At 63.5% G+C, this 26,711-nt stretch carries 23 protein-coding genes and 1 pseudogene; 3 read left to right on the forward strand and 21 right to left on the reverse strand.

What is annotated here, in order from left to right; all coding sequences use genetic code 11:
• Positions 1-39: 39 nt before the first annotated feature.
• The 7 genes from ACZ5IQ_RS29000 to ACZ5IQ_RS29030 form a co-directional block, all read right to left on the reverse strand.
• Positions 40-1,017 (reverse strand): AAA family ATPase, encoded by a 978-nt coding sequence (locus ACZ5IQ_RS29000; RefSeq protein WP_064859034.1) that lies wholly within the window; start codon positions 1,015-1,017, stop codon positions 40-42.
• A gap of 331 nt (positions 1,018-1,348) precedes the next feature.
• Positions 1,349-2,569, reverse strand: a complete 1,221-nt coding sequence (locus ACZ5IQ_RS29005; protein WP_234789654.1) for a Wadjet anti-phage system protein JetD domain-containing protein — start codon at positions 2,567-2,569, stop codon at positions 1,349-1,351.
• The gene (locus tag ACZ5IQ_RS29010; protein ID WP_464480591.1) at positions 2,553-3,518 is read right to left on the reverse strand and encodes an SbcC/MukB-like Walker B domain-containing protein; all 966 of its coding nucleotides are present in this window, start codon (positions 3,516-3,518) and stop codon (positions 2,553-2,555) included. The genes ACZ5IQ_RS29005 and ACZ5IQ_RS29010 overlap by 17 nt, the downstream gene beginning before the upstream one ends.
• A gap of 45 nt (positions 3,519-3,563) precedes the next feature.
• A protein-coding gene (locus ACZ5IQ_RS29015) for an IS3 family transposase (RefSeq protein WP_099156389.1) occupies positions 3,564-4,726 on the reverse strand; the annotation gives its coding sequence in 2 pieces (ribosomal slippage) (positions 3,564-4,439 and positions 4,442-4,726; 1,161 coding nt in all).
• 51 nt (positions 4,727-4,777) lie between these two features.
• Positions 4,778-7,177 carry an ATP-binding protein gene (locus ACZ5IQ_RS29020; protein WP_464480592.1) on the reverse strand — a complete coding sequence of 800 codons (2,400 nt, stop codon included), beginning with the start codon at positions 7,175-7,177 and terminating at the stop codon, positions 4,778-4,780.
• The gene (locus ACZ5IQ_RS29025) at positions 7,170-7,901 is read right to left on the reverse strand and encodes a DUF4194 domain-containing protein (protein ID WP_064859031.1); all 732 of its coding nucleotides are present in this window, start codon (positions 7,899-7,901) and stop codon (positions 7,170-7,172) included. The genes ACZ5IQ_RS29020 and ACZ5IQ_RS29025 overlap by 8 nt, the downstream gene beginning before the upstream one ends.
• Complete coding sequence (locus ACZ5IQ_RS29030) at positions 7,898-8,980, reverse strand: DUF3375 family protein (RefSeq protein ID WP_464480593.1); 1,083 nt, start codon at positions 8,978-8,980, stop codon at positions 7,898-7,900. The genes ACZ5IQ_RS29025 and ACZ5IQ_RS29030 overlap by 4 nt, the downstream gene beginning before the upstream one ends.
• 1 nt (position 8,981) lies before the next feature.
• Here ACZ5IQ_RS29030 and ACZ5IQ_RS29035 point away from each other — a divergent pair.
• Positions 8,982-10,210 (forward strand): IS3 family transposase gene (locus ACZ5IQ_RS29035; protein ID WP_109557065.1). Its coding sequence is split into 2 segments (ribosomal slippage): positions 8,982-9,294 and positions 9,294-10,210, totalling 1,230 coding nucleotides; the frame shifts between segments, so codons are not numbered across the junction.
• Between the two features lie 18 nt (positions 10,211-10,228).
• Here the strand turns inward: ACZ5IQ_RS29035 and ACZ5IQ_RS29040 are convergent.
• On the reverse strand, positions 10,229-10,768 hold the full coding sequence (locus ACZ5IQ_RS29040; RefSeq protein WP_464480594.1) for a DUF3375 family protein: 540 nt from the start codon (positions 10,766-10,768) through the stop codon (positions 10,229-10,231).
• A 560-nt stretch (positions 10,769-11,328) separates the two neighbouring features.
• Complete coding sequence (locus ACZ5IQ_RS29045) at positions 11,329-11,745, reverse strand: hypothetical protein (RefSeq protein WP_131808657.1); 417 nt, start codon at positions 11,743-11,745, stop codon at positions 11,329-11,331.
• 208 nt (positions 11,746-11,953) lie between these two features.
• On the opposite strand from ACZ5IQ_RS29045, the gene ACZ5IQ_RS29050 reads away from it, so the two are divergent.
• Complete coding sequence (locus ACZ5IQ_RS29050) at positions 11,954-13,093, forward strand: hypothetical protein (protein ID WP_464480595.1); 1,140 nt, start codon at positions 11,954-11,956, stop codon at positions 13,091-13,093.
• On the opposite strand, the gene ACZ5IQ_RS29055 is transcribed toward ACZ5IQ_RS29050, so the two are convergent.
• Positions 12,993-13,700 carry a hypothetical protein gene (locus ACZ5IQ_RS29055; RefSeq protein WP_133428367.1) on the reverse strand — a complete coding sequence of 236 codons (708 nt, stop codon included), beginning with the start codon at positions 13,698-13,700 and terminating at the stop codon, positions 12,993-12,995. The genes ACZ5IQ_RS29050 and ACZ5IQ_RS29055 overlap by 101 nt on opposite strands.
• Between ACZ5IQ_RS29055 and ACZ5IQ_RS29060 the strand changes: the two genes are divergently transcribed.
• On the forward strand, positions 13,692-14,234 hold the full coding sequence (locus ACZ5IQ_RS29060; protein ID WP_464481524.1) for a hypothetical protein: 543 nt from the start codon (positions 13,692-13,694) through the stop codon (positions 14,232-14,234). The two genes, ACZ5IQ_RS29055 and ACZ5IQ_RS29060, sit on opposite strands and share 9 nt — an antisense overlap.
• A 56-nt stretch (positions 14,235-14,290) precedes the next feature.
• Here the strand turns inward: ACZ5IQ_RS29060 and ACZ5IQ_RS29065 are convergent, their stop codons facing one another.
• The 11 genes and pseudogenes from ACZ5IQ_RS29065 to istB all read right to left on the reverse strand — a co-directional run bounded on the left by ACZ5IQ_RS29065 (position 14,291) and on the right by istB (position 26,711).
• Entirely contained in the window at positions 14,291-15,346 is a 1,056-nt protein-coding gene (locus tag ACZ5IQ_RS29065; protein ID WP_133428369.1) for a hypothetical protein, read from the reverse strand.
• Between the two features lie 45 nt (positions 15,347-15,391).
• Entirely contained in the window at positions 15,392-16,690 is a 1,299-nt protein-coding gene (locus ACZ5IQ_RS29070) for a hypothetical protein (protein WP_464480596.1), read from the reverse strand.
• Positions 16,687-16,965 carry a hypothetical protein gene (locus tag ACZ5IQ_RS29075; protein ID WP_064857766.1) on the reverse strand — a complete coding sequence of 93 codons (279 nt, stop codon included), beginning with the start codon at positions 16,963-16,965 and terminating at the stop codon, positions 16,687-16,689. The genes ACZ5IQ_RS29070 and ACZ5IQ_RS29075 overlap by 4 nt, the downstream gene beginning before the upstream one ends.
• 534 nt (positions 16,966-17,499) lie before the next feature.
• Entirely contained in the window at positions 17,500-20,121 is a 2,622-nt protein-coding gene (locus ACZ5IQ_RS29080) for a TniQ family protein (RefSeq protein ID WP_464480597.1), read from the reverse strand.
• A gap of 4 nt (positions 20,122-20,125) precedes the next feature.
• Positions 20,126-20,680: pseudogene (locus ACZ5IQ_RS29085) on the reverse strand (ATP-binding protein); the annotation flags it as partial.
• Between the two features lie 37 nt (positions 20,681-20,717).
• Positions 20,718-21,946, reverse strand: a protein-coding gene (locus ACZ5IQ_RS29090) for an IS3 family transposase (RefSeq protein ID WP_109536170.1) whose coding sequence is annotated in 2 segments (ribosomal slippage) — positions 20,718-21,634 and positions 21,634-21,946 — 1,230 coding nt in all. Because the reading frame shifts where the segments join, the coding sequence is not laid out codon by codon here.
• Positions 21,947-22,009: 63 nt separating this feature from the next.
• The gene (locus ACZ5IQ_RS29095; RefSeq protein ID WP_464480598.1) at positions 22,010-22,591 is read right to left on the reverse strand and encodes a hypothetical protein; all 582 of its coding nucleotides are present in this window, start codon (positions 22,589-22,591) and stop codon (positions 22,010-22,012) included.
• Positions 22,591-24,738 (reverse strand): transposase, encoded by a 2,148-nt coding sequence (locus ACZ5IQ_RS29100; RefSeq protein WP_464480599.1) that lies wholly within the window; start codon positions 24,736-24,738, stop codon positions 22,591-22,593. The genes ACZ5IQ_RS29095 and ACZ5IQ_RS29100 overlap by 1 nt, the downstream gene beginning before the upstream one ends.
• A complete protein-coding gene (locus ACZ5IQ_RS29105; protein ID WP_464480600.1) occupies positions 24,735-25,064 on the reverse strand; it encodes a hypothetical protein in 330 nt (109 codons plus the stop codon). The genes ACZ5IQ_RS29100 and ACZ5IQ_RS29105 overlap by 4 nt, the downstream gene beginning before the upstream one ends.
• Before the next feature lie 30 nt (positions 25,065-25,094).
• On the reverse strand, positions 25,095-25,835 hold the full coding sequence (locus ACZ5IQ_RS29110) for an IS3 family transposase (protein ID WP_464480601.1): 741 nt from the start codon (positions 25,833-25,835) through the stop codon (positions 25,095-25,097).
• 120 nt (positions 25,836-25,955) lie between these two features.
• Positions 25,956-26,711: an IS21-like element helper ATPase IstB gene (istB, locus tag ACZ5IQ_RS29115; protein ID WP_074360265.1), complete on the reverse strand. Its 756-nt coding sequence runs from the start codon at positions 26,709-26,711 to the stop codon at positions 25,956-25,958.

A 26,711-nucleotide genomic window follows, 5' to 3' on the forward strand; every position in this document is an offset into this window, starting at 1 on the left:
AGATCACCGGCCTGGTCGAGGCACGTTCTTCAGGTGGCATTACCCGTCTTCACCGCCGGCTCGTGCGGCCCACTGTTTGAGCACCTGCTGGGCCACCGCAACTTCATCAGGCTCTGGGCCGGACAAGATCGAACGTCGCTGAACATCGAGCGCGAACTCTTCCAGCTCAGCGAAGCTCACCCGACCGAGCCGGTCGGCAATGGTGCGCGCGGTCAACCCCAGCTGAATTCCGGTCTTTGCGGACCAACCTTGCAACCATTCGATCTTCCCTGCCCGTGTGGGGTACGGGAGGTCGAGCCTCAGTTGCATCCGGCGCCAAACCGCCCGGTCCAGCAATTCGGCATGATTCGTAGCCGCTATCACCACCACGTGGCTTGGGAGGCGATCGACCTGCAGCAGCAAAGAGCTGACCACTCGCTTTATCTCGCCGGTCTCGTGTGTGTCTCCACGCTCTTTAGCGACAACATCGAATTCATCGAAGAACAAGACACACGGACGGACGCGGACTGCATCGAAAAGTGCTTCCATCCGCGAAGCAGTTTCGCCGAGAAAGCTTCCGATCAAACCCTCGTAACGAACACTGAGCAGCGGCACGGCAAGCTCCGTGGCGACCGCTTCTGCCAGGGATGTCTTACCACCACCGGGAGGACCCACGAGTAAAACGCGGTGACGAGGCTCGACGCCGTGGCTGCGCAAGAGGTCGCGTCGATAGTGCTCTTCGGTTAGCTGTCCGACGGCGTGGCGCACCTCCGATGGCAGGACCAACTCTGATACGCGGCGCTCCGGGTCTTGTTCGTAGAACAAACCTCGCGTCGCCTCGTTGCGGCTCAGCGCCGTCACACTCGCCGGCGATTGAGGCCGCCTCCGGCGCAGCGCCTCTGTGAGTTGCGAAGCCAGGACGTTATGCCGCTTGTTTTCTTCCTCGGCGATCAATGCCTCGGCGGCGCGCCGGAAGGCGAGGTCATCACCACCTGCACCGGATTGAACGAGTGCCAGTAGCAGGTCTGCACGTGCCATGGTCCTTGTTCTCCTCAACCCGCGCGGCAGTCACCGCAGGGTGCATTTTACCGAACGCCCGCGCGCCTGACGGAGAACCCGCCGACCACGGCTGACGCCAATCCGCAGGTCACCGCATCGCCTCGTTGTGCAGCACGCTGAGCGGGCATTGCGACGACACGCTAGCCCACAGCAGCCGAGCAGCCAGCCACTTTCGAACCCGGAGAACACATTGGGCGTCGACCGCCCAGCAGGTTGGTTCAGCGACGTGCGCCATCCCGGCAACATCAACGCGGGCTCTCCGCTTTTCGTCGCAGTGAACCAACTCGGCCATGACGAAAGTGGTGCTCAATCATCGCTCATCTGGGTCGGCAACCCGTTGGGCAGAACAAGATAGCAACAGCGCCTTCGCGGCGACCTGTAATGGAATGCGTTCTTGTTCGATGCGCCGAGGATCGGCGTTAGAGTCCGCAACCGCGGCGTACGCTATCGCCTCGTCTTCGGTGAGGTAAGGCAAAGTCGGTCCACCGGCAAGGATGGGACGTCCGTCAGGGTAGTGGTTGGTGCCGAACTCTGCGTAACGCAAGTATGTGGGGTGGTCCATGAGTATGGTGCGGACCGGCAGTTCAGTGCGATACGTATTTACGATGGCGAACCCCGCCGCGTCGAGGTCTCCCCAGTAGATGATGTTGGGACAGTCGGCGATCCAGTCGAACTGGTGCAACCTCTTCGCCCCTTCATTTCCCCCACCTTCGACGGCGATCGCGCCGGGAGTCGGGGGAAACAGGATCGCGGTGTCTTTGTTTTCGGAGATGATGATCACGTTTGGCCGGTAGGGCAAATGCAGTGCATCTCCCAGGGTGTGGGAGTCGTGGACACGCCGGCCAGTTCGTCGATACTCGGGGTCAAGGTAGGTGAGATGGATCCGTGGGGCGTGATTGGGCAGCAGCCGAAGCCCGCCACCACAGCCAGCTAGAGCGGCGACTGGCCCGTGGTGGGCGTTCAGCCATTTTGCGTGCACCCCCGGCAGTGGCACTTGCCTGGGAGTCAGGCCATGCGCGGCAGCCCCGTTTGTAGAGAACCATGTGGCGGCGGCGCACAGCAGTGCGAAATCCATTTCGCTGTAGCCAATCGTGGAGCGCAGAACGTACTCCATCTGACTTTCGGGCAGGCCGGGATTCACCTCACGCAGTCGAAGCTGGCGCGCCCGGGCAATGGATACCAACGTCGACCAGTCGCTCAGCAGGCAGTCCCTCTCGCCGGCCACCGCTGCTGCGGCGTCGACGTCGCAGACGGTCACCTTCTGCGGCAGGGTTTGCCCCCCGTGCACGTTCCAGGTCCGCTCATCGACGGTGACGCCAGCATGTTCGGCAACCATGGTGTGCCAGCGTCGGGTCAGCTTGACGAGATGTGGGACGGGGATCGCCGCGATCGACTTGTTGGTGGCAGTAGTGGGCAGGATCGTCCAACGTTGTGGCCAATCGTCGCTATCGGGGTAGGCCAGGCTGTGCGCCCAGTTGAGTTTGAGTTTCGCCGCGACCGCCGCCGCGACATCATCAGGCGTCTTCATCATCGTCACGGCGGTAATCGGAGATGTACGAACGATTTTGGGGATTCTTGGTGATGCACTTACGTTCGTCCATGAGCATCTCGACGCCGGTCACTTTGTCCTGCGGGGCGGCGATCACGAGTTGGAAGCCGAGTTCGGTCCATGCGTCGACGCCACGGCGCGCGAAGTCGCCGTTGGCTTTGATGAAGGCTTCGTCGAGGACGACGGGCGCGAACCTGGGCCGTTCGTGGTGGGTGTCGCCGAGGCGGTAGCGTAGCGCTGCCGCGGACATGAAGGCCACGAACTCCTGGCGTTCGCCACCGCTGAGCGGAGCGAGTTGGTCATAGCGCTTAATCTCGACCCGATCTGGCTCGTCGGGGTCGTATTCGATGGCGGTGATGTATATATGCTCGTTGACATTCAGCAGCCGACGGCGGCGCGCCGCCCCACCGGCTCCCGGTTCTGGCTTGCGGATCTGATCGATGATCGCCCGCATTTGGTGGTAACGCACCTCGTATTCCTCGTCTGTGCGTTCCTTAGCCAGCTCCGCGGTGAGTGCGTCGATGTTGGCCCGTAGGGAGACGACCTCGTCGAGGACACGCATGTCACGTTCAATGCTGATGCGGCGACGGCGCTCACCGAACGGCAGCGTGGCCAGAATGCGGCGGATAGGCGCCAGGCGCTCCTCGATGCGGGCATGCGCATCGTCGTAGGCGTTCTTGAGCTGGATCAGGTGGTTGACGGCCTGGTCGTCCATGCTTTGGCGCCACTTCTCCCGCAGCAGATACACCTCGTCGGCGGTAATCTGCTCGAGGATGTCCGCATATTGCTGGTAGGAGTCGTAGCTGACGCCGCGGTTCGGGTCATCGCGCCACTGCTTGTTGTAGCTGGTGAAGATGAGTTCGATGGCGTCTCGCGCTGCGTCTGCGCGCTCACCGGCGCGGGCACGTTCGTCGCGCAGTTTGCGGGCCACTGCGGCAGCGGTGGGGTCTGCTGCACGATCAGGTGACAGTTTCGGTCACGCGGCCTGACTGGCCGGTGTGGTCATGATTGCTTCGAATTCGATCGGGGTCAACCGCCCGAGGCCGGACTGGCGGCGGCGCCGGTGGTAGGTGCGCTCGATCCAGGTGACGATCGCGATGCGGAGTTGTTCTCGGGTGTCCCAGCGGCGGCGGTCGAGCACGTTCTTCTGCAGCAGGCTAAAGAAGCTCTCCATGGCGGCGTTGTCGCCGGCGGCTCCGACACGGCCCATAGAGCCGACCATCTCGTGTTGATTCAAGGCGTGTACGAATTTCCTTGACCGGAACTGAGATCCGCGATCCGAGTGCAGAATGCACCCCGCGACATCTCCGCGTCGGGCTACCGCGCTGTGTAGTGCCCGGATGGCCAGTTGTGACTTCATTCGGGAGTCGATGCTGTAGCCGACGATCCGGTTGGAGAACACGTCCTTAATCGCACAGAGGTAGAGCTTGCCCTCACCGGTGCGGTGCTCAGTGATGTCACTGAGCCACAACTGATTTGGCCCTTCAGCGGTGAAGTCACGCTCGACAAGATCGTCGTGCACCGGCGGCCCGACTTTGCCGTTCTTGCCGCGTTTCTTACCAAACACGCTCCACAGTCGATTCTGCGAGCAGATCCGCCATGCGGTGCGCTCGGCCATCGGCTCGCCGGCATCGCGCGCCTCCTCCACGAGGTAGCGGTAGCCGAACTCCGGATCGTCTGCGTGCGCGTCGAACAGCGCATTGGCGCGGTAGGCCTCGATGAGTTCGGCCTCGGTGATGGGGTCGGCCAGCCAGCGGTAATACGGTTGGCGGGAGAGCTTGAGTACCCGGCACGTCACCGCGACGGGGATCCCGTCGGCGGCGAGCTCTTTCACGAGCGGGTAGACCCTTTTCCCGGCAGATTGGCCTGCGATAAATACGCTGCGGCCCGACGCAGCACCTCGTTCTCTTGCTCTAGCAGTTTGATCCGCCGTCGGGCTTCGCGCAGCTCACCGGACTCGCTGGCGCTCTTGCCGGGCTTGGTGCCTTCGTCGATGTCGGCCTGACGGAGCCATTTCTGCAGCGTCATCGGGTGCACTCCGAAATCGGTGGCGATCTGCTCGATCGTTACACCGTCATCGCGGTTGCGAGCGACCCGGACGACGTCGTCGCGGAACTCGCGGGGGTAGGGCCTTGCCATGGGGACATCCTTCCAGCCCGCCCATGCTGGGCAAGCCAACTCAGATGTCACCTATTCGTGCAGCAGACCCGTGCTGGCGAACCCTTTTTCGCTGTAGTCCGGCACGTCGACCACGGTGACTTCGGTGTAGAGCTCGCCCAATACTGCTGCCTGGTCGTCGCTGACTGCGACATCGAGTGTCTGCTGCCCTACCAGGGCGGTCTCGCGGTGCACAAGGGCGTCGAATTGTTTCGTGAGATCTTCGATGCGAAGCCGCACCTCGGCAGCGCTGTCAGCGGCTTTCTTGTAAGCCGCCTCGGCGGCATCCTTGTCGGCGCGCAACTTCTGCAGGACCGGATTGTTTTCCACGACATCGCGGATGGCGCGGTCGAGTTGTTCGACGACCTGCGCGGCGCCGTCTTGGTCGATGCGGTCCCAGTGCGCTCGCGTCACAGTCAGGTGGGCGGCCGCGACGGCATCGAGGCCGGCGATTTGCTTATCCAGCGCACGCGCCCGGGCGTCTGAGGTGTCGCGTTCCCGGGATGCGGCGAGGATCTGCTCGTCGAGCTCGGCCAGGCGCGCCTCGTTGGAAAATCCGATTACCGGTTCGATGTCCGCGGTGCCGGCTGCCCCGCGTTTGCCTCGCCGGGTTTGTCCCGCCTGGGTCACTTTCAGAGTCGCCCCGCCGAGTCGATCGGGGCTGTCCACGCGCTGGGCGTCGTCGCCGGAGCCACAAATCCGGTCATAGATCCAGCCGATGAACGGTGAGTCATCGGCGAACCGCAGAACCTCCGAGATGTGGCCGTTGAGGGGTGTGGCTGTATGCCCGGTGCCCAGCGGGACACCTTCGAAGTTGATGCGATGCATCGTCAAACTGTCTACGCTGACGGAGAATTCAGTGAGACGCGCCTCGTCGACGAGCATGATGCGTGCCAGGCCTGCCAGTGTCACCTCGGCTGCCACCCGCCATTGTCGATGCGTGTCTTTGATGTCGAGCAACTCGCCGACGAACGGCAGCTCCTCCGCCGACAGGCCGGTGTGCTCAATGATCGTGTCTCGCGCTCGTAGCAGCCGCACAGACATGCGGCCCTTCGCTTTTGCGACCTGTTCGCGTTCCTCGGCCAGGTGACGCGCCAAGGCGTCGGCTTTGCCGGCGTCGACGGTGGCGGTGTTGCGAAGCGCGCTCAGCCGCTGCTTCTCGTCAGCGTGGCCGTTGAGGAACTGGGCTGCTGCGGCCTGCGCGGCGGTGAGGTGTTCAAGCGAGGCCAGCGCGAGGTTCAGTACTTGGGTGTCGTGGTCGAATGCGGATCTGTTCGTGGTGATGTCGTGTAACCGGTTTTTGGCCAGAGTGCGCTGGCCTTCGAGGATTTCGAGGTCGCGTCCTTCGGTCACGAGGAGTTTGGCGAGGTGCTCAAAGCGTTCCAGTTTTTCATTGGCAGCGCGTTCGGTGCGTTTGTAGTCGGGTTCAAGCTGGTCTCGTGCCGCGATGTTGGCGTCCACCGCAGATTCGAGGTGCTGCAGTTCTTTTCGGCGCAGCCAAGTCCTCAGCACGCTGGCGCCTACCTCGGTTTGGCGCTCGATGGCCTCAAAGGTGCCGACCCGGGCCCGGCATTCACTGATCTGTGTGTGCAGTTCGACGATCCGCGACAATGCGTCGCGTTTGGCGCCGGCTTCCACGGCTGCGCGGTAGGCCGACTCAGTGTCGGTGAAGGCGGCGACGACGTTGTCAGCGCGTTCGAAGGTTTCGGGTGCGTCGAGCACGAGTTCTTTGAACATGGTGTCAACAGATTCCATGGCCTTGCCGGACTGGATGCGCGACAACAGGATCAGTGCCTCGCTGCCTTCTCCGCCGGCGCCGATACCCAGCCGCAGTTGTACGGTCGCGTCGAACTCTGTGGACCGGGTGTGGCATTTGACAGGGAAGTGCTTTTCGAGGTCTTCGCGTCGAAAACCTTTGTTGGTGACAATCTTGTCGAACATGTCGGTGTCGACGTGGGTGTCAGCTGTGAGGCCGATCTTGATGATGTCGCTGTCGGTGTCGGCAGCAGTGGCCACGAAATACAGACGGATAGCAGAGAACTGACCACCGGTGTCGTTGATGAAGTTCGCGGCGATCGCACCCCAGGTCGGTTTGCCGCTGCCCCGCAGGAGTGTGTCGCGTTTCTCTGCTGAGCCTCGCTCGCGGAATTCTCCCGTCTTGCCCCTCAGATAGGACAGCAGGGTTCGTTGTCCAGTCGCGGCGTCGCGGTTGCGGCCGGTGGTTTCGTTGGAGGCTTCGTTGAACCGCAGTCGGCTGCCGGGCATCATCACGGCAAGGTATGCGTCGAGCAGGGTGGACTTACCGCTGCCGGGCGCTCCGGATATCAGAGTAGTGCTCGGGGAGAACTCCATAACGTGTCCCGCGCCGTCGAAGGTCCCCCAGTTCGTCATCTGCAGGGAGCTAAGTCGCCAGGTCGGTTCTGACTCACCCATTGCGTGCACCTTCGCGGCCGCCGGCCTCGCCCAGGTCGACTTCCGGGTCGCTCCCGTAGCCCGCGTCATCCGTCGCCGGCGGGGTGGCTTGCGTGAGGGCGTCGAGGAGTTGACGGAGCTTGGAGACCGGAAGCAGCGATTCGAGGACAGGGTTGATCCAGTAGCGGTCCTCACTGCCGGGGGCTGGCTTGACGACCCCTACCTTTGTCAGTGGATCAAGGGCTGCCGCGGTGATCTTGGCCGGCCGCGATTCGTCGACGTGAGCGGGCAGCAGCGTGGTCATCGCCGCGACGAGTTCTTCAAGGTCGACATAGACCGGGTCCGCTGGGATTGCCCTGAGCCGCAGCCGTTCGCGTAGGACCACCAGTAACGCGGTCTGGTTGGCGGTCCAACGGGTCTTGCGCAATAAACTCGGCGCAGCCACATCGTCGGTCAGAGTCGCCGCTACCTTGTACGCCACCTTGCTGGCGGTGTCGATGCGCAGGTCTAGCAGCAGGTCGTGCAGCCGGTTGGTGATCAGCGAAAGCGACCCCACGAGGGTGTCCCATTCCTCGGGGTGTTCGGCGGCCGATACGTACGGCTGCTTGACGAGTTTGATTAGCGCAATGCGCTGTGGCAGCGTCAAGCCACCGCCGTCACCGCTGAAAAGTGGCCGAGCTGGCTCAGCGAAATCGTCGGCGTCCAGGAAGCCGTCGCGGCCCATGGATTCCACATCGCCGCTCACGACGCCCCCATGGATTGCAGATACCAGATCTGGCCGGGGCTCAACAGAATCCGATCCGCGACGAACGTCGCGGAACTGCCATCAGGTCGCACGACATGGAATTCCTCCGTGGTCCCGCAACTGACGAAGTCGAACCCGGAGGAAGCGGCCGCCTGCCACAGCCCCCACAGCTCGACGGGTCGGCGGAACTCGACCGGTAGGTCGTTGAACACCTCTGCCAGGCTTGAACTCGGCCTGTCTGCGAGATTGTCGACGACATGCCGCAAGGTTTCAGGCCGAGGGCCTCCCAACGCAACCAGCTCGGCTAGTGATGGCGGCTCCGGCTGGTCAGCCCACGTGTCGGCCAGGTCCTGTGGGTCAGGTTCAGCGATTGATCCATCGAAACGCTCACGCAGATACTTCAATTCGATACCCTCGGGAAGTACGTCCAGGTCGATGACCGCGCGGGGATTCCCGTCGAGGACCGTAGTCAAGGCTCTACCCAGGTCATTAAGAACGCGTCCTAATTCCCGTTCGGACACTAGACCGCGGGAGACGATGTAACCCGACAACGTCGACATAGCGCGGTCCAACTTCTCCTGAACCAGCCCCATATTCACCCGCAGCCTGCTCGGGGTGTGCGCCAAGGCATCCTGCTCGTCGGGCCGCAGTGCCTCCTGGAATACTGCGTGCGACAAGATCGTGTCGAGGTCTATGCGCAACGACGCCAACCGCGTCGGGTCAGCTAACAACTCCCGGACACCCTGAAACGCCTGCCCTTCTGGGGTGTCCAGGAGCAGAGACCCCGTCTTGTCCAGGTGATCCATGACCGCCTGGCCGGTGGATCGCTCGTCGGACCGCAATTCGGCAATGGTCCGCCGATGCTCGGCGTCGATCGACTCACGCACCCTAGCCAGATCAGTCGGCAGCCTACGCACCAAGTCATCAAGGTGGGTGTAGGACTCGATCAACGCTCCGTAGTCGGCAACGTCGATCTCCCCTCCTGCGGCGATGCGGTCCCGTTCGACCGGGACTTGACCCCGTGTGTTGGACACGCTGAATCCCGCAAGGTTGGCGGGGGAAGCGAGATGATCCACCACGATGGCAAGGAAAAATTACCCTGACGAGTTCAAACGGGACGCGGTAGCGCTGTACCGAGACACCGAGGGCGCCACGATCACGCAGATCGCCGACGAACTCGGCATCTCCGGTGTGACGCTCTCAGCGTGGTGCAAAGCCGCCGGGGTGCCGATCAGGCACCGCAACCCCACCGCAGCAGCACAGCCGAGCCCCGGCGTTGAGACCCCAGAGCAGGAGCTGGCCCGGCTACGGGCCGAGAACAAGGCGTTACGCGCCACGGAGGCTCGGTTGTCTACCGAGCGTGACATTCTGCGGTCGGCGGCCAAGTATTTCGCCGGGGAGACGAACTGGTGAGCCGCTTCCAGTTCGTCGCCGACCACCTGCACACCTTCGAGGTGAAGTGGCTGTGCGCAGTCGTCGAGGTTGCGCGTTCATCGTTCTACGCCTGGTTGGCCGCTGCCGACGGACGCGCCGCCCGCCAGGCCGCTGACAAGGCGCTGGCCGCGCGTATCCGCACCGTGCACGATGAGGACAACACCTACGGGGCGCCGCGGATCACCGCTGAACTCAACGACGGTGCACCCGACGGTGAGCGGGTCAACCACAAGCGGGTGGCCCGGGTCATGCGCAGTGCCGGGATCGCCGGCTACCGCCGCCGGCGACGGGTGAAGACCACCACGCCGGATCCGGCCAAACAGAAAGTCCCGGACCTGCTCAACCGGGACTTCACCGCCGCGGCACCCAACGTCAAGTACGTCGGCGACATCACCTACCTGCCATTGGCAAGCGGTTCGAATCTGTATCTGGCGACCGTGATCGACTGCTTCTCCGGACGGGTGGCGGGGTGGGCGATCGCCGAGCACATGCGCACCGAACTGGTCGAAGATGCCCTCAAAGCCGCTGCGGCGCTGCGCGGCTCCCTGACCGGTGCAGTGTTCCACACAGATCACGGAAGTCAGTACACCTCAAGGGATTTCGCGAACCTCTGCCGTGACTTGGAGGTCACCCAGTCTATGGGTGGCGTCGGGTCAAGTGCCGATAACGCGCTGGCCGAATCGTTCAACGCCGCCCTCAAACGCGAGATCCTGCAGGACCGCAGCCACTGGCCCGACGCTGCTACCTGCCGCCGCGAAGTGTTCCGCTGGCTGGCTCGCTACAACACCAAACGACGGCACTCCCGGTGCCGCTATTCCAGCCCTGCGACCTACGAAAGGACCCTAACACCGGCTACGCTGCCAGTAGCCGCGTAACCACAAATCCCGTGTCCACTACATGGGGGCAAGGCCCACCACCAACTCGTCGACACGGGCACGCGCGGAGACGATGTCGGAATCCAGCTGAGCGAGGCGGTCCGTGCGGTCGACGGTGGTCAGGCGCGAAAGATCGCGTGCAGCCTGCAAGATCGCATTGAGCCTCGAACTGTTGGCCAACGGCCGGTCGACACGCAGACGCCCAATGATCTCCTGTGCCTGCACGGCGGCCGGGGTCAATAGATAGCTGTCGGTGTCCGCTGGGCGACCCAGAAGTTTGTCGCCGAGTAACTCTCGGCACAGCTCACGGCCGGTGATCCGGGAGCCGTCCTCACCATCTCGACGCTGCGGCACCCTTTCGCCTGCCGCGACCAGCTCATCAAGCAAAGCGTCGAATCGTGAGTGCAGGACGTCGGCGTCCACCACCGCATCGGAGTCTGGGAAGGCCAATTCCAGGATCGCCGACATCACCTCCGGGTTGCGCTTGCGAAATAGGCCAAAGGTCGGCTTTTGCATGACCTCGCGCGCGGCGCGCAACCGCCTAACGACATCGGACACCGTTGCCTCCCCGATTAGCAAGCTCGGCACCATAATGACCGCACCCACCGACACGCGCTCCCGCTTCACTCCAACCGGCGGTGGGGCGAATGTTCAGCTGGAGTTGCGCGGACCGACGGGCGGGGCTGCTCAGACCATGGCGCCGGGCGGCGTCCGCAAAGCGAGCGCTCTGGAATGCGGACACTGCACGATTTCTGACTCGTTCGGGATCAATCGCCGGGTCGGCGATACGTACCCTCGATGCACCCGGCTTCAGTCGGCGTTGACAGCGTTCCCCACTCGCATCGGCGCCCTGCCTCGAGGTACCGGTGGCACTAGATTGCTAGTGGGAAGCTGCGTTTCCCCTTCGACCGATTCGACGCGGCCAGCCGCTCGGCTAAGAGTGCGTTTCACACCTTCTGAACGGAAATGGCCGGCCGGCCACCTTGGGCCCGAGGCAATAATTGCGCACTCGCCAACCGGGCCGCCGCCCATACCCCACAGCGCTAATCCCGGCATCACCCAGCGGTAAACCGATAGAAGGCAATTCGCCGGGACCGTCAGCGATCGCGATCGGCTCTCTATCGGCCGCACTCCAGGTAGGCGGTGGCGGCCACATGCAAGTCACGAAGCTGTTTGATGACTTTGTTGTCGAGGTCCGCGTACTCGAGGATGCCCTCGGTTTTGGCCAGGGCAAGTCGCAGACGTTGTTCTGCTTCCTGTGTTGATGCTTGTCCGGCGTCGTATGCGGCGCAGTCAGCGCGCAATCTGGCGGCGGTCTCTTCGCAGTGTTTGAGCTTCGCGCGGGCTTTCCGCCGCTCGGAGTTCGCGAGCTGCTGGCATTTTGGCGTGCAGTAGTCCTGGCGCCGGCCTCGGGTGAGGCTACGCCGGAATTCGCTGCGGCACGCTGGCCGCGCGCACACAACGGTGACGGTCTCGGCTGAATCTGAGGCAGAACGGCGCCCGGGTGACGCGAAGGGCACCACGTTTCCGCTCATGACTCCTCATATAGTTCGCCTGTAATTACCCGCACCTATATTACCTCGTTAATCGTCTACGCCACGTCACTTGACCGTTGTTTCGCCGCCGGGGCGCGCCGATAAATCTGCGAATAAATCGTTTGAACCCTGCAGGGAGAACACTTGCTTGAGCAGGACAGGTCGGTGATGGCGCGCCGCGGGGCGGCATTGGGCGGGGAGGGAACTTATGGCGGCTCGGGAAACGACGTCTGAGACGTCTCGTGTTCCGTTGCCGACGCGGTTGGGATTCGTCGTCGGCGGCAGCCAGACTCTCGATCCGCTGCCGACAGTGACCAGTTACCTGGAGAAGTCCGGTGGCGTGTTGGTTTCCCGCCCGCACCGCACCAAGGGGCATGCTGACCGGCTACGTAAAGCCGGCAGCAGACTAGACCTGCTGGTTGACTCCGGGCTGTGGCGAAGCATCGTCGCCTCGCCTGCAGTCACTACTGAAGCCGACAACGGCCTGGCCCCGCTCGATCTTGATGTGTGGGCGGAGCAGATCGTCGCCAGCACCTCAGCACATACGGTGCTCACACCCAGCTACCACGTATCGACGGCGGATTGGGAGACCCTCGCTGCGCTGCTGGCCGCAACGGCCGCTGGCACGCGTCGTGAACTGGTTACCTTGGTTCCGACCGGCGCGGACATGCTCGAAGCGCCCCATCTGGATACTTTTCTTTCACACCTCAGGGACACCCCGCCCCGCCAATTCGCCTTCATATTCACCGATTCCAATCGGCCATTCGCAACCCACGCCAAGAACCGGATCAAGGGGATGCGGCGCGTACTCCAACAGCATCCGGGAGCCTGGATCATCGGCGTAGACCCTCTGATCGCGAGCGACGCAATCGCGTGCGGTGCAGGGCTGGCTGTGGTCGGTGTCAGTGGTGCTGGACGCAACCCGGCGGGACCCAACGACAAGGGGTTCTGCCCAGACTCCGATGGGTTCCTCCCCGGGCTTTTCCTGCCGTCGCTACTGGAGCACCGTAGCCCGCGCACGTACGCGAAATGGTTCGCCAACAGCGCAGTTGATACCTGCGATGAGTGTGGCCGTCGGCTCGATAGCTTCCAGTGCACCGATGCGGACAAACTCGCGATCTTGCGCCATAACCTTCATGCCACTCACGCGCTGGTCGATGCTCTCACTGCACGCGAGCCTGCGACTCAACGGGTATGGCTCGATCGGCGACGTTGTTACGCACTTGCCGCCCACCTGCAAATGAACCCTATAGCAGCGACAGTTGACGCGGATCGAACGCTGCGCGCATTGTGCGAGCTCGACGACCCGCAGGGCCGCCTGACAACACCGCAGGGCGCGTGGCTTTGAGATGCTCGCGGTAGGCAATTTCCTGGAATTCCCAGCCTGCGGCTTTCCAGAACCGCCGCACGTACGGTCGCGCACACACAGCCTCTGTGATGTCTTCGCCGTCTCGTATCCACACGCCGATGCCGGCGAATGAAGCCTCCCACGCTACCGAGCTGAATCCTCTTGGTGCACAGGGAAATAGCGCGATCTGTTGACAGAACGGCAGGAATCGCGCGGCGCGACGTGTGATGTTGCGCCACCCCGTGCCCTCGACAACGGCTGCCGCAACCGTTAGCGGGGCCGCCAACCGTCGAGTCACCCAGCCCGCTTCATCGACGTCGATCACCCCGGGTGGTGCCTCACCCAAGATGACCATGTCATGCACGCTCAGTGTGCGCATGCGCACAGGTGTGGCCAATGGCAAATTCAGCAGTGCGCCGAGCAACGCATAGTTGGTCACCGCGCCCAGGCCGTGTTCGGCCCGTCGGGCGATCTCGTCGTGATTGAGCATCACCAGTGCATCGCCACGCCCACCTGCGGTGACCGCACCGTTGTCAACGAGTGCCCACCCGGGGCCAGTGAGATCAGTGGGCCGCACCGGCTCGGTGACCGCTACCGGATGGAGCATGACGTCAGCTTGCCATATATGCACACTTGCGCGACTCTGGACACACGAAATATGCACACATGGACGGTGATGATGTCGTGGCCGGATGACTCGGCGATGCTCAGCGCGCGGCAGCTAGCGTTCGCAGCGGGGATCAGCGCGACAACTGTCAAAAATTGGGCTGGACGGCCTGATCACGCGTTGCCGGGCCACGATGTCGGCGCCAGGAAGATGTTCCGGTGGGGTGATTTGGTCTCGTTCGTCGAGTCTCACCCAGAGCTGCCCACCGCCGCGAAACTGGCCGCGAAGTTGCGCGCACGTGTGCACAGTTCCGCCGGTGCCGCCGCTCCCGCCGATCCGGAGACTCTCAAAGCGATCGCGCGCGATGCGAAGGCCGCCGCCTCAGCTGCCAGCGACGCCGCGCTCCGAGCCGCCCAGAACGCTCGTGATGCTGCCGACGGGCACCTGCAGATGGTGCAGGATTTGCGGACGGCCATCGCCGCGCTCGACAGCGCGCTCACGCTGGCGCTAGCGCCGGACACCCTCAACGATTAGCGCAGCCTCTGACTCTTTCAGTGACCCACGCCGCCAAGCGGCCGCAATTCAATCTGTCAGCGGTTGTCGGTGTCTGCGCGTGGAAACACCAACGTGGGGTTCACAATGCGGATCAGTGTGCGCTGAACGGATCGCAGCAGTGCGAGAGACTCGGAATCGGTGAAAGGGCTGGCCAGCTCGAACTCCACCCCGGCGCCGAACATGTCACTGGCCCAACTGATTTCGGCGAGGAACTGGATGCGCGACCAATCCACCGGCAACAAGTCGGGGTGATCACGGCCCAGCTGATCGCGCAGCCGAGCGACATCTGCGGCGAAGTCCGACTTGTCGGTGTAGCCGAGCGCTTCGATCGGCGGCAGTTGATTGGAGGCGATCCCGCCCCACACCGAGAGCGCGGCGTCAAGGAACCGCCTCTGTTCCCCAGATAGCACCGGTCCGGCGGCGACCTCACGTCGCATCCGTTCAGCGTGGTCGGCAGCTGCTGCCGCAACATCGTCTTCCGACGCACCGAGATGCCCGATGAACGCGTCCTTCACGGCGTCGGCGAGCGCACCGATTCCACGGCCGAGACGCATCCGCTGCCCGGCGGCGGCGGCGAAGATCTGCTCGACCGCCAGCCCCTGATCAGGCTCGGTCGAACCTCGCACATACGTGCAGTACTCGACCCAAAGCAACTCGTTACCGGCCGCGACGAAGCCGCTGGCGCGCACACCGCACACGCCGGGCAGGTTCGGCAGGACCACCAGATCGGCTCTAATCCCGTCGGCATCCCACTCTCGAAGGCCCTTGTCTGCGTTCGCCACCAGCAGATCAGGGTTGGGTGCGCCGGTGAACCGAAACGCGCTCAGTGTCTGGAGGCCGGCCAATCCGGGGTGCCCTTCCACGGTGGTTCCGACGATACGCAGCGGAGTCGCGGCGTCGGCGTCGACCGCCAGGATCTGCCACCCGTCCGGCACCGGGCTTTCGGTCAGCCACGATGCCTCCGCGGCCGGCAGCGGAGTCCACCCGTTGACGCGGGACGCGATCAGGTCGAGCAGCGACGACTCGGCCAGGACGCGACCCCACGCGGACTCGTCTCCGTGTGGGTGCCCGAACGCCGCAGTGTCACTCATCGCCCCATCAACCCCGTTCATTCGCAGTATTTTTCATGATCACCCTCAGCCCGGCGACAACAGCAAAAGGCCCAGTATCGCGGCGAGGCTCAAGCCGCCCGCAGCTGCCGCAGGTGCGCTGACCTGCCCCGGGTTCAGGCCCCCGCCCAGGTTGGGCGCCAGCGGGGTGTTCGGAAGGATGAACGGCCCCACCGGCGACACCGGCGTGGCGGGAGGTGAAGGGTTCGCCAGCCACGGCGGGAGCCCAATCGGATCGGCTGGCAGCGGCGGAAGCGCGACCGGCGCGTGCGGAACAGGTGTCGGCAGGGGGTTCTCCACCGGATGGGGCACTGTCGGCGGCAGGTTCGGGGGTGCGCTGATGACGGGAGCGGCAGCGCCGGCGCCACCAACCCACTTGAGGAACTCGTTGAACCCGTCCGTCGGCCGGTAGACCGTGCCTCCATCGCCGGTCATCGGGTCATGGATCACGAGGATGCCGTCCTTGTAGATCGCCGTCGACGATCGGCCCGGTATCGCACCCACATGCAGCGAGGGATCTGTGCGGGGATCACCGGTGAGCATGTCGTGCACGCGCTCCGCGAGCTGTTCCTGCGTCATCCCCTTCCAGTCGCTGAGGTGTTTCTCCCAGGCATGGCCGTAGGCGATGCGCTGGGCGTCCTCCATCGCGGGATCGCGACTCCAGCCACCGGGCGGTTGTGGTTGACCCGGACTAGGAGGCGGTGGGTCCATCTTGAACGTGTGGTCGACGAGCTGTACGTGGGAACTGGCGCTATCGGATCCCGCGTCCGTGCCCTCGCCCTGGAACTTGATCGCTTGCAGTTCAACGGCTTTGGCCTTCAGCTGCTTCCCGACCAGCTTGTCAGTTGCCACCAGTTGCGCAGCCCGGAACCGGATGAACTCGGCGTGGTCTTTGGCGGCCTGGTTACGCTCCCGAATGGTGGTGATGTCGTAGCGGCGGACGTCGGTCACCGACAGGTCATCAGCGACGGCGAACCCGTCATCCTCGGCCTCGGTGATGGCATCGATCACCAGCTTCCTGGTTGCACGGACATCTTCAGCGCCGGTGCGGGCTAGTTTCGTCGCCTCGCGTTTCACGTCGGCGTGGTGGCGGACCACTCCCAGGTCAGTGGTCACCCGGTTGACGGCCGCCTCGTTACCGGAGCCCGTCCATGCGGTGCCGCCCGGGGAGACGACATTGCGGTGGTGCTGCTCGAACGCCGCCACCGACGTGGTGGCCTTCGCGTCCCATCTGTCCGCGGCGTCGTCGAGGTGCTGCGTCGGCCACGTCTCGATCTGCTGACGGGTCGGCAGCCGCTCGCCCCCGTCGGCGGGTACGGCGCTCACACTGACACCGCCGTGACGGCCCGGCCACCACCTTCGTCGGTCTCCTGGTAGCCAGTGGCGCCGGAGGTGAGGGCGTCGGCCTGGCCAGTGATGCGGTCGGAGTAAAGGGTCGCCGTCGCGGCGATCGCGGCGTCCATGGCGGCCACCCCGGCGACGCTGGCATGGGTCGCGCCTGGAGTACCCGCGTCAGCGCCGGCGGTCAGCCCCGCGGCGAGCGCACCGCTGCTGGCCGCTCCGCTACGCAGACCGTCCACGTCGACGTGCAGCTCTCCCATGCGAAATCCCCCAACGAACACGGTTTGAATTGACGCTACAGGACAGATTCAGTGGTCATCGACGCCGATTTCGACGTATTTCGCAGTTGAAACTGGGCCGAACTGATCGAGCGTCGGGTGCATCCACCAGGCCATGGACACGGCTCCTTCAAGGGACGTCGTGACCAAAAGTCGAGCAACCGACTCCATGCAACCCAGGGCACATCAGCGAGTCAACTGAACCCGGCGCAGTCCCCACCGTCGCTCGGCGCACCTCTGAGGAGCTGTCGGCTGGTTAGTCGCGGCCGCGCGTGGTGTGTGCGGCCATTCAATGTCAGTACGACTTAGATTGAAACAATGACCGCAAGTCGCGATGAGCTGCTCCGCCTGATCGACAACATGCCCGACGACCAAGTGGATACCCTACTCGCGGACGCACGTCGGCTGTCCCGCGCAGCTCAAGCTACACCGCGAGGGACCTGGCCCCCGAAGTTTGTAGGCATGATCAAGGATGGCCCTGACGTCGGATCGTCGCCGGAGTACATCGACTCGGTGTTAAGTCGGGGATTCGGCCGCGACCATTAGTCGAACGTCTGCCTGGAGGGATCTCAGCACCTGGATTCCATCGTCGGTGAACTGCATTGCGCATCCATTCTCTGGACGAACGAGCAGTTGCATACCGAGTTCGCTTTCGAGGTACTTGATTCGGTTGATGAGGCTGATCGGGCGGACGCCAAGTTCTTGCGCGGCAACGGTAAGTGTCCGGTAACGGGCAGCACACGCGAATAGCTGCAGACGCTGCCATGTGCGGGTTCCGACGAGCGTGGAGTCGTGTTCCAGGGCGCTAGGGACATCGCGCTGGGCGGCGAGGCTTGCGCTGTGGCTCTGTCCACCTCGCCCGCGCAAGGGGATAGCGTGCGTCTTTGCCCAGCGGGCCATGCTGCTGGTGCTCATCCCGGCCTCACGTGCGAGGTCTGGGAGAGCCCGTCGTCCAGTGACGTACTGCTCGTAGAGCCAGTCGCGGTCTACCGGGTTTCTGGTGTGCCGGCAGGGTTGCCGCAGAGAGACCTCATAGTCGTGTGCGAGGCGGGCAATCGTCTGACGGCTGACCCCAACGTCGACGGCTATGTCGCGCAATGACATTCGCTGATCGTGATAGAGCTCGATGAAGCGGGAGCGGGGGAGCGCGCCCCGTGCGGCACAATACGCGGATGCGCTAGTCGGCGCAGCCTGGTCGGCGCCGGTCGCGGACGAACTGGCAACGGCTGCTACCTGTAGGACGTGTCGCGCTGTGTCGAGGCTGGTGCCAACGAGTTTGGCAGCAGTGCCCAGCGTCATCTGTTCGCCGTTCACCAGATTGCGTAGTTCAGCGGCATCCAGGTCGTCGGGATTAGGTCCAGGTAGGAGAAGGCCATCAAAGACGTTGGCCGGTGGAGACCACACCGGCGGTTCGCCCGTAATATCCATGTGGGATAGGAATTCCTGCGCATGCTCGTAGAGCGCAGCTGACAGTGCTGGGGTGAGGTGCTGCGGAAAGTTGGCAACCCTGGTGCGGAATGCGCTGTCATCGGCACCCCACGGTGCCGCCGCTGAGGGCAGTCCGCTGAGTTGTTCGAAAAGGTAACTGCGCGCGATCTTGGCCCGAGCGGTCCCCGCGCCAGGGGTGCCGGTGTCGCGACAGATCTGTGCCCACGTCATGTCCGGTAGTAGCTGGCTGTAGTTGAGGCGTCGGCGCAGATGGTAGTCGATGGGTACGTTTTCGGTGGCCAGGTATTCGGCCATTCGGATGAGTCCGGCTCGAATGTTGGGCCAGTGCTCGTGGTCTTCGAGGAGCTGGAGCACGCGCGATATCGCCTGGCCGTTGATGGGGCTGTCGACTATTCGCGCCGAGTCGTCCAGACTGAGCCTGCTGTGGACGAGTAGAAGCGCAACGGCCAGCGTGGGCCGTAGTTGGCGTTGATGGCATTTCGGAATCGAGAATCGCAACGACCAGGCCGGCCACAGCATGGACGGCAGTCGTTTGGCCAGGATGTTGCTGTGTACGTCGGAGGGCGCGGGATGCGTCGGCATCGGTGTGCCGATGCGGTAACGCAGTTGGTCGCTGGGGTTGAGTAGAGGTCCCAGCGCGGCGAGTTGGGCTCCGACGAGTGCGGCGGAGATGCCCTTCCCCCAACCAATGTTTGTTGCTGTCACAGACAATCCCTGGTCCCGCGAGGATTGCACTAACCAGCGCAGCGCTTCCCCGGCGCCGGCGACACTCACGTGATTAAGCACGTTCAGCGCGGCGACCACGCCGACCGCCGCACTTGCCGCGGGCGTCGGCACCGCCTGTCTCGGGTCTCGGCTGGGTCCACGTCGGGAGGAAGACCGGCGGATCGGGCCACGGTAGACGGCGAGCAGGTCAGCGGGGATGACGGCTTCGAGATCGCGTGGTGTGGCATAAGCCAACACGCGTCCGGCAACGGCCCGAATGTCTGCGAGGACGCTGGCCCGTGGCTGGGTGTGCGCGTTGTAGAGACCGAATTCTGGTGTCGCCGTGGCGATAATGGCATTGATGGTTCGTTGCGCCTCTATCACGGAGTGTTCGATTCTGAAGATGGAGACCCTCGCGTGTGAGAGGTCGGCCCCGCACCGTTTGGGCGAGCGACCGAGCGCTGACGTTGCCGGGTTGGAGCAACGTCCTGGTTGGGGGATGGTCTCTCTGATATGTGCCCGCCCACGCTGAACACCGCCGCATTCTGGGCAGGCATGCGCGAGCAAGCAATGATGCTTGATGCAAACGAATGTCCAACCCAGCCGCCAATCGAGGTTCCATCTCCCACCGGTCTCTTCTAAGCACGCCGGGCAAAAACCCGATCCGGTCGGTGTGCTCCACGGCAGGTACCGTTCTGCGACATACAACCGTCGATCGATAGGCGCCGCATCATCGGCGTAGCGGTGCAGCGTCATGCGATTGAGCGTGGCCGATGAAACGCCCGTCACCGCGCTGACCGTCTCGATCTCGGTGGAACTCAGCCCTACCATCCACCAGGCTGCGGTTGTCTGCGGGTGTGTAGCGAGGCCGACCGCCTGAAGAAGGTCGCCGAATGCCGTGTGCGTGCGATGCGCAAGCGCTTCGAGCCAGGAATCGAGGGCTTCACCATCAATCGGGTTGACGCGGATCGGCAAGGTACGCAAACGGTTACCCTGCCTTACCGATTCGAGTCGTCAACCGCCGCGCCTGAAATGCGATCTCCAGTTCCTGACGGGCTTTCTCCGACGCCGCATCGTTCTTGACGCGATCCATCAATTCGCGGGAAAGGACTTCAGCCCCGGTCCGAACGGCGCGTTGACAGCCCCGATTGATCAACGTCATGAGCGATCCGATATGCCCGGTACTACGCGCAAACAGGTAGTCCGAAAGCTCGTCGACGAGCATGCCGGGATGGTGGTCGGCCAGCACGATCCGCTGCTCCAGGGCGAGCAGGAGTTGGCGCCACTGGCGGCGACCTTCGTCCCCTTCGATGGTGAACGGCCTCATGTCGAGGTTTGTTGTCCGCCTACCGGTTTGAGCGATTACGGCGTCTTCGTAGAAATGGCCTTCGGAGAACAGGCCGCGAGCTGCCAGACCGACGCCGACGAAGATCAGAGTGACGGGGAACTCGTTGGCGATGTATTTGAAATGGTTGCTGATCTCCACCCCGACTGTGTTGCGCCAGCGGAGAAAGTGCAGATCATCGATTATGAGCAACTTGGTGGGCCTTGCCCCCATGTAGTGGACACGGGATTTGTGGTTATGCGGCTTCGGGCAGCGTAGCCGGTGTCAGGTTCCTTTCGTAGGTCGCGGGGCTGGAATGACGGCAGTAGGAGTGCCGTCGTGTGGTGTTGTAGCGGGCCAGCCACCGAAAGACCTCACGGCGGCAGATCGCCGCGTCCGGCCAGCAGTTACGGTCTTGCAGAATCTCGCGCTTGAGGGCGGCGTTGAACGATTCGGCCAACGCGTTATCGGCACTTGACCCCACCGCACCCATCGACTGGACGACCCCCAGATCGCGGCAGAGATTCGCGAAATCCCGTGAGGTGTACTGACTTCCATGATCTGCATGGAATATTGCACCAGCCAGTGAACCCCGCAGTGCAGCAGCGGCTTTGAGCGCATCGATGACCAGTTCGGTGCGCATGTGATCGGCGATCGCCCACCCGGCGACCCGCCGTGAACAGCAGTCGATCACGGTGGCCAGGTACAGGTTGGCGCCGGTCGCCAATGGCAAGTAGGTGATGTCGCCGACGTAACGGGTGTTGACCTGCGCGGCGGTGAAATCCCGTTTGAGCAGGTCGGGGACCTTCTGGTTCGCCGGGTCCGCCACGGTCGTCTTGACCCGACGTCGGCGTCGATAACCGGCGATCCCGGCGCCGCGCATCACCCGAGCCACCCGCTTGTGGTTGACCCGCTGCCCCTCGGGCGCACCGTCGTTGAGCTCGGCGGTGATCCGCGGCGCCCCGTAGGTGTTGTCCTCGTCGTGGACGGCGCGGATACGCTCGGCCAGCGCCTCGTCAGCAGCCCGACGGGCCGCTCGTCCGTCAGCACCGGCCAACCACGCGTAGAACGACGAACGCGCAACCTCGACGACTGCGCAGAGCCACTTCACCTCGAAGGCGTGCAGGTGGTCGGCGACAAACTGAAAGCGGCTCACCAGTTCGTCTCCCCGGCGAAATATTTGGCCGCCGACCGCAAGATGTCACGCTCGGTGGACAACCGCGCCTCGGTGGCGCGTAACGCCTTGACCTCACTGCGGAGGCGGGCCAGCTCCTGCTCAGGGCTCTCGGCCCCTGGCACAGGCTCGGCCACTACGACACCGCGGCGGTGCCGAATCGGCACCCCGGCCGACTTGCACCACGCCGAGAGCGTGGCCTCGCTGACACCGAGCTCGGCAGCGATCTGGGCGATCGTCGCGCCCTCGGTGTCCCGGTAGAGCGCGACCGCGTCACGCTTGAACTCATCGGGGTAATTTTTCCTTGCCATCGGGTTGGATCATCTCGCTTCCCCCAGCACATTCCTGGGATTGAGCGTGTCCAACACACGGGGTCAAGTCCCGGTCTCGCAGCTCAGGACGTTGTCCAATGCTCGATAGGCGTAGTCAGCTGCCTTGCCCCGTGTGACCCCTGGATGGGCGTAAAAGCCGAGCATCGCCTTATTGAATTCGACCATCCCAGTATTGCCGGTCAACCCCACTCGGCACACCGGCCAACGCTCGTGGCCCGCATTGGTTTCGGTTCCCTGCTCGTTGATTTCGCGACGATGGAACTTCTTGGCGAAATCCAGCACCGAAGTGGTCTTCCCGAGTCCGGGAAAGGCATCGATCGCCACCGCGCCTTTGGCCTTGTCGCCGTCCTGGGCGTTGCTGTCGACGATGTCCCACAGGTCCTCATGCAGGGCGGCGAGCTGCGGCGTTTTGATCGGGCCAAGATTGGCGTGCCACTCGCGGCGCTGCCGGTTGTAGTCGTCGAAGGCCGCTTCGCCCAGCGCCTCAAGTTGGCTGCGGGTCAGTGGCTCCGGTGGGATACGAGCGGCGGTGTTTACGAATCGCTGCCAGCCCTCCTTTCGGGCCAACGTGAGATTGTCCAGCCGGGCCTCGGTCTGCTGCTGCGCGTGATTCTTCGTGGCCATCACGCGTCCTCCAGCGCGTCGGCGTAGAAGTCGCTCACGTAGTCGTCGAGTTCGTCCTCGGTGTCGTCATCACCGGTCTCGGGATCGGGTACATCAGGCGTGTCCGCATCCTCATCGGCGGGAGCATCGGCTGTGGCCATCACGCGGGCTACTGACGGCAGGGTGCCAACCTCGTTCAGCGCAGCACTCTGGTCGATCAGTGTGTCTTCGCGGGACAGCCGCAACGCCATCCGCCGTTCCGCCAGCGTGGAGCCCAACCCGAGGTTCCACCGCTCCAACAGATCGGTGACCGCAAGTCGATCATCGGGGTAGGTGTACTTTGAAGCGGCGAGCTTACGTGCGAATTGCAGCGCATCCTGGCTCAGCGGCATCTCCATCGACGGTGCGTGTTCCCACATCAACGTGTGCCACTTGCGGGTCTCCGGATCGCGGAAGTAGGCGCGGGTGACGTCGTCGGGGTCGTAGTGAATAGGCCAGCCCCCCTTGGCTTTTCCCTTATACGGGCTGGCCACATTGCGGTAAGGGCTCAATGACATGCCGTTGTACCGGCGACCACCCAAATCCACCCCGTAGTGCTGCACCTTGCGGAACTCGGCTTTCAGGAACTCGTACGCCAAATCGGGATCACGTGGCGCCTCGATGTAGCCGGCGCGAGCAATGCCGTGTTCAAACATCTGTGCCGGGGACATACGTAGCCCTGGCACATGCGGATCGACGAGACTGTCATGCGGTCGGCGGTGATACTCCACTGCCACCCACTCACGGATGATCGCTTCCAACTCGTCAAGATAGAAGAACGCCTCCGACTCCGGGTCGAGTCCTCGCGAGTGAATATCTGGACCCTTGTATCCGAGGAGGATTTGGAGCAGGTCTTCGCGAATCGTGCGAAAGAATCTCTCCACTGGCCCTTTGTCTCGGCCTGTTCGTAGTCGGGCCGGCTGGATCGAAATCCCGAGCCGCTGACAGACACTCGTCATATGCTCGGACACGTAAATTTTGCCGTGATCGATCACCACGGTCTCGGGCACGATCGCCGGGCCCGCTGCGCCGACGAACGCGCCGTCAACCGCCTGCACGTCAATCAGAACGGACCTCGGCACACCATGTTCGGGCCACACCGCATGCGTCGGCCAGTTCTTGCCGGCTGGCCGTGGCCGATAAGACTGATACAGGACTGCAGCCGCATCCACTGACTTCGTCGACACCGGTGTCAACCGAATCCCGGTGACGCAGCGGGTATACCAGTCCATACCGATCGTCAACTCCGCCTGCACCCACCGCAACGTAATCGGATCCATCGCAAAGACGTCCAGGCGCGTGGTGTCCATCAGCATGTACTCGCCGGGCCTGGTCGGGCGGAGCTTTCCGTATAACCCGTCTGGACGGTCGGCGATGTCGCGGTTGCGTTTCGTACTCAACCGGAAGGTCGGGTACCGCCTTTCTAGCTCGGCAAGAACACGAAATGCTGTTGCACGCGAAGGGACTTCAACGACCCCTTCGCCAAAACGAGCGACAATCCGCGCGTTGGTTCGCTTGATGACCATCGTTTGCGACGGCCGGGATTGGTCTGCGTGCTCGACCATCACCTCAACTGCCGTCTCAGTCCACCGAGAGTCGACGTTCGCACCCGGGCCAGCACCCGCGCGATCGTGCGTCGGCGCAAGTCCCGCCTCACCGCTCTTCTGGAATTGCTGCACCCAACGCTCGATCGAGCGCACCCCAGCACCAAGCTCACGCGCTTTGCTCGCGTAACGTCTCGACAGCGGGACATCGCCTCGGTACTCCGACCGCGGCTCCCCGGGGAGCGCCAATTCCTCACTACCCGAACGGAACCCAGTCAGCACCTCACGGACGTGCGCCGCTCGGTCGATCACCTCGTTACGCTCATCGCCGCTCAGCTGAGCAAGAACAACCCCGGCCGGCTCGAAGTCGTCATCACCTGTCGGCCCGTCCCGTTCGGGGATAACTCGCGTGGCCCCAGACGTGAGGAGTTCGTTGAAGCTCGCACGGATGAGGGCTTGCTTCGACGTACATTTCAACACGACGTCCATGCCCGTCCGGCCAGCGTGGATCTCAACGATCTCGACCAGCTCCCCGTCGTGCACAAGTCGTGTGCCTACACCGATCCGAACCGCAGCTGAACTCATGCTGGTCTCCTCAGTTCCGTTCGTCCGCTAAGCGGCGCGCTCAGATCGATCAGCAGCTCTTGGCGCCAAACAAGGTGCAGCAGGCTCGATTTGACGTGTTGGACCGGTTCATCCGGCAGACACTTGAGCGCGTCTGCGAGTGTCAGGCCGTCCAGATCCTTCCCCCGCACTCGTGTCAGGAGCTCAGACCGGAATAGCCAGTTGCGCCGGTATCCCGATAAGAAGCGGACATTCTGCAGTTCCGCAGCGATGGGCTCGGTCGCCACCTCGTAACGCCAGCCTTTCGCCTCAACCAGCTCGCGGGTCCACTCGAACGTGAAGGCCACTGATCCGCCCCGGCGTGTTCGGAGGCTCTGTTATGTGAGTGCCTCCTCGGTTTGAGGGTGCTGGAGGCGATGGTAGTAGAGCGCTTCGGCCCGGTCCGGTGTCAGGTCCTGGCAGTAGCCGTTGGGCCGCTGACGGTTGTAGAACGCGACCCATTCGGCCGTTGCCAGGGACAGCTCGGTAGCTCCCGGATACAGCGGCTGGTTGTCGATGAGCTCGGTCTTGTAACTGCTGTTCACTGATTCGGCCAGGGCATTATCGAAGCTGTCACCGACGGTCCCGATCGACGGCAAGATCCCTTCGGCAGCAAGGTGTTCAGTGAACGCGACCGCCGTATATTGTGAGCCCGCATCGCTATGATGGACGAGATCTGCCAAAGTTGTTGCACCAGAACGCTTCCGGGTATCAATAGCGTGATTTATCGCGTCGGTGACCAGCTTCTGAGTCATCTCGGTGGCCACCTTCCAGCCCACGATCTTGCGGGCGTAGACGTCAGTGACGAACGCCGTGTAGGCCCAGCCGGCACGGGTACGGCAATAGGTGAAATCGGCCACCCACAACCGGTCCGGCGCCGCGGCGACGAAACACCGCTGCACCCGATCCGGAGCCCGCATCGCAGCCGGGTCAGCAACGGTGGTTAGCACCCGGCGCCGCTTGCACGCCCCGCGCCACCCCATTTCCCGCATCACTCGCTCCACCACGCACCGAGAAACATCAATTCCGTTGGTGCGCAGTACAATCCATGTCTTGCGCGCGCCCAGTACCTTAAACAATGCCGATGACTTACGTAGCCGCCAGATTGTCGTCGGTCACGTAATTCCCCAGGGGTTGCTGTCACGTAATTCCCCAGGTGTGGGCCTCGTGTTGGTCTTACCGGTCGGGGCGGGCGTTGTCTAGGTGGTGGTGCGGCCGGGTCGTTTCCGGGGTCGGTAGCTGGGTCCGTCCATGAGGACTTGGTGGCTGGTGTTGATCAGTCGGTCGAGTAGGGATTCGGCCACGACGGGGTTGGGGAACAGCGGGTACCAGTCTTTGGGGGCGCGGTTGCTGGTCAGGATGAGGGGTTTGCCAGCGATGGCCCGGTCGGAGACCAGATCGTAGAGATCGTCGGATTGGGTGGTGGTGTGCTCACGCATCGCGAAGTCATCGACGATCAGTACCAGGGGCCGGGTGTACTCGCGCATGCGCTGGCCGATGGTGCGGTCGGCGTGTCCGCCGGCAAGGTCGGCGAGCATGCGGGCGCATTTGACGAAGCGGATGTCCCCGCCGCGGCGGGCTACGTGATGTCCGAGTGCTTGTGCCACATGGGTTTTGCCGACGCCGACGGGGCCGTAGAGGATGACTGATTCGCCGGCGTCGAGCCAGCGCAGGGCGGCCAGGTCGCGCAGCATCGCGGCGGGCAGTTTCGGGTTGGCGGTGAAGTCGAAGTCTTCGAAGGTGGCCTGTTCTTCGAACTTGGCGCGGCGCAATCGCCGTGTGAGAGCGGCGGATTCGCGGCGGGCGATCTCGTCTTGACAGAGGGCTTGCAGGAATTCGAGGTGGCCGAGGCCGCCGTCGCGGGTTTGGGCGAGCCGGGCATCGAGGGTGTCGAGCATGCCGGACAGTTTCAGGGTGCGCAGCGCGGTGCGTAGCGCCGGATCACAGATAGACAT

This window comes from Mycobacterium toneyamaense (genome assembly GCF_055384815.1).

Excerpts from the sequence above, each read along its gene's own strand:
- ACZ5IQ_RS29000 (WP_064859034.1), bottom strand. The coding sequence starts at position 1,017 with ATGGCACGTGCAGACCTGCTACTGGCACTCGTTCAATCCGGTGCAGGT.
- ACZ5IQ_RS29005 (WP_234789654.1), bottom strand. The coding sequence starts at position 2,569 with ATGATGAAGACGCCTGATGATGTCGCGGCGGCGGTCGCGGCGAAACTC.
- ACZ5IQ_RS29020 (WP_464480592.1), bottom strand. The coding sequence starts at position 7,177 with ATGGGTGAGTCAGAACCGACCTGGCGACTTAGCTCCCTGCAGATGACG.
- ACZ5IQ_RS29045 (WP_131808657.1), bottom strand. The coding sequence starts at position 11,745 with ATGAGCGGAAACGTGGTGCCCTTCGCGTCACCCGGGCGCCGTTCTGCC.
- ACZ5IQ_RS29050 (WP_464480595.1), top strand. The coding sequence starts at position 11,954 with ATGGCGGCTCGGGAAACGACGTCTGAGACGTCTCGTGTTCCGTTGCCG.
- ACZ5IQ_RS29060 (WP_464481524.1), top strand. The coding sequence starts at position 13,692 with ATGGAGCATGACGTCAGCTTGCCATATATGCACACTTGCGCGACTCTG.
- ACZ5IQ_RS29055 (WP_133428367.1), bottom strand. The coding sequence starts at position 13,700 with ATGCTCCATCCGGTAGCGGTCACCGAGCCGGTGCGGCCCACTGATCTC.
- ACZ5IQ_RS29065 (WP_133428369.1), bottom strand. The coding sequence starts at position 15,346 with ATGAGTGACACTGCGGCGTTCGGGCACCCACACGGAGACGAGTCCGCG.
- ACZ5IQ_RS29075 (WP_064857766.1), bottom strand. The coding sequence starts at position 16,965 with ATGGGAGAGCTGCACGTCGACGTGGACGGTCTGCGTAGCGGAGCGGCC.
- ACZ5IQ_RS29095 (WP_464480598.1), bottom strand. The coding sequence starts at position 22,591 with ATGGCCACGAAGAATCACGCGCAGCAGCAGACCGAGGCCCGGCTGGAC.
- ACZ5IQ_RS29100 (WP_464480599.1), bottom strand. The coding sequence starts at position 24,738 with ATGAGTTCAGCTGCGGTTCGGATCGGTGTAGGCACACGACTTGTGCAC.
- istB (WP_074360265.1), bottom strand. The coding sequence starts at position 26,711 with ATGTCTATCTGTGATCCGGCGCTACGCACCGCGCTGCGCACCCTGAAA.